The organism is Yoonia sp. (assembly GCF_036007805.1).
Lineage (GTDB): Bacteria > Pseudomonadota > Alphaproteobacteria > Rhodobacterales > Rhodobacteraceae > Yoonia.
Genome location: NZ_DASYOK010000338.1, coordinates 1 through 1,703 on the forward strand (window position 1 = coordinate 1; position 1,703 = coordinate 1,703).

Sequence of the window (1,703 nt, forward strand, 5' to 3'; positions counted from 1 at the left end):
CTCCTCGCACTCAATCGGGCCGTCCAAATCGTTGATGTTGCCCCAAGGATATTTGGGGTCAATGCTTGGCCCTGCGTAGCGGCGGTGCGCGACGAAAAAGCCGTGCATCGGATAGCCGTGTTTGTCGTGGGTGTCGGTCATGGCGGGTTCCTCTTAGTCGTCAAAGGTGTGCAGGTCGTAGCCCGCAACAATATCGGCAAAGTTTTCACGCAGCCAATCTTTGGCTTGGTCGCGACTGCCGAACGTTACTCTTGGCATGATCCAGCGCCAGCCGATGCGCTCATCGTCATCTTTAACTGCGATCTGTATGCGATGGCGGAAATTTGCGACGGCATGGTTTGCGCCCAGAATGCTACCAACTTGCTTTCCCTTGACTTTTATTTCAGCGCCGGGAAGATTTCCAATACCGGCAAGCCCACCGGCGCGCGGCTCGTTTTTGAAGGTTGGTTTCATATCGTGTTCCTCTCAGGTGGTGGCAGGGCCGAAGCCCTGCGGGGTGGGGTTAGGCGGTGATTGCGGTCAAGCGGCGTGTCAGGCTGGGGATGCCGCGCGCATTCAGCATGGCGTCAATAGCATCTTCCTCTGCGCCTTCCGGGGCGTCCGACCACTCAAGCATGGCGTCATATGCGGCGCGGACTTCGGCTTCCGTGGTGGCTGTTTCATATGCGGCGATTGCGTTTTCGATGGTCATGTGCGTATCTCCTTTGCTATGTCCACTTTTCGCATATGCTAACGCCTATTGCAACAGGTAATTTGCTCTTGCGAACATTTTTTTAATGTGGCAATGTCGCGGCATGGATCAGCTAAGGCAATACATCACGGATCAAGGCATAAGCGCGCGCGCGTTTGCGCAGTCGATTGGCCTATCTGCGGCGGGCTTGCACGGCATCATGCACGGGCGCAACGTCCCTTCGCTTGTCGTTGCCATCCGCATAGAAGACGCCACGGGCGGGGCTGTCCCTGTCCGGGCGTGGGTCGAGTAAGCCGCTTTCTGGCGGTATCGCTTGGGATGGTGGAACCGTCCTTAGTCTTGCAAGCAAGCGATACCACCAGAGCGCGGCAATCGCCCTCAAGGGGCTAGCGTGCTGGTTTGCTGCCAGATAAGCACACGCCAGACAATCCAAGCGGCTAAAAAACCGCGCTCTACCCTTCCCGCCCCTGCCGGGTTACGCACGGTTCCTCCCTGTTGCTGGCCGGGCCTTCGGGTCCGGTATTTGTTCAACGCAAAACCCCGCCAGCGTGAACCGGCGGGGCAAGTGTCAAGGATTGCTTGACGGTTCAGCGCTTCCCCTGCATCCGCGCAAGCCCCTTGTCCCGCTTGCGCTTCATCCTCAGCGCGCCCTTGTGGCCTATATCATCCCACGGCGTCACCGCGCATGGCTGGCAGACGGTCACAGCGGGCAGGTCGCATGTGGCACCGTAGCGCTGGGCTATCTCGGCGCGCTCGGCTTCGGATAGGGGGCGGGTGGTGGTCATATATCCCAGCCCTCTTGTGTCGGCTTGGGCGGGGCAGGGGTGAAAAGCGGGGGATTATTCACTACCTCTTGCACGCGCTTGCAGGCAATTTCAAAATACGACTCGTCCAATTCAATCCCAATGCCTTGCCGGCCAAGGCGCTGGCAGGCCACAAGGGTTGTGCCCGATCCCATGAAGGGGTCAAAGATCGTGCGGGCGTCTGGCAGGAAGCCTAAGCACCATTCCAT

5 protein-coding genes are annotated in these 1,703 nt (G+C 58.8%); 1 reads left to right on the top strand and 4 read right to left on the bottom strand.

Going from position 1 to position 1,703, the window contains the following annotated elements; genetic code table 11:
- Nucleotides 1–153: 153 nt before the first annotated feature.
- Both VGP75_RS17930 and VGP75_RS17935 read right to left on the bottom strand, forming a co-directional pair.
- Nucleotides 154–453 (bottom strand): hypothetical protein, encoded by a 300-nt coding sequence (locus tag VGP75_RS17930; RefSeq protein ID WP_327544953.1) that lies wholly within the window; start codon nucleotides 451–453, stop codon nucleotides 154–156.
- Between the two features lie 49 nt (nucleotides 454–502).
- On the bottom strand, nucleotides 503–691 hold the full coding sequence (locus VGP75_RS17935; protein ID WP_327544954.1) for a hypothetical protein: 189 nt from the start codon (nucleotides 689–691) through the stop codon (nucleotides 503–505).
- Between the two features lie 103 nt (nucleotides 692–794).
- On the opposite strand from VGP75_RS17935, the gene VGP75_RS17940 reads away from it, so the two are divergent.
- A complete protein-coding gene (locus tag VGP75_RS17940; protein ID WP_327544955.1) occupies nucleotides 795–983 on the top strand; it encodes a helix-turn-helix domain-containing protein in 189 nt (62 codons plus the stop codon).
- A 295-nt stretch (nucleotides 984–1,278) separates the two neighbouring features.
- Here the strand turns inward: VGP75_RS17940 and VGP75_RS17945 are convergent, their stop codons facing one another.
- A complete protein-coding gene (locus VGP75_RS17945) occupies nucleotides 1,279–1,476 on the bottom strand; it encodes a hypothetical protein (protein ID WP_327544956.1) in 198 nt (65 codons plus the stop codon).
- The coding region (locus tag VGP75_RS17950; RefSeq protein WP_327544957.1) for a DNA methyltransferase at nucleotides 1,473–1,703 on the bottom strand (231 nt) is incomplete at its 5' end. The genes VGP75_RS17945 and VGP75_RS17950, both read right to left, overlap by 4 nt.

Bases quoted from the DNA above. Each gene is read 5' to 3' on its own strand.
- VGP75_RS17930 (WP_327544953.1), bottom strand. From the start codon at position 453: ATGAAACCAACCTTCAAAAACGAGCCGCGCGCCGGTGGGCTTGCCGGT.
- VGP75_RS17935 (WP_327544954.1), bottom strand. From the start codon at position 691: ATGACCATCGAAAACGCAATCGCCGCATATGAAACAGCCACCACGGAA.
- VGP75_RS17940 (WP_327544955.1), top strand. From the start codon at position 795: ATGGATCAGCTAAGGCAATACATCACGGATCAAGGCATAAGCGCGCGC.
- VGP75_RS17945 (WP_327544956.1), bottom strand. From the start codon at position 1,476: ATGACCACCACCCGCCCCCTATCCGAAGCCGAGCGCGCCGAGATAGCC.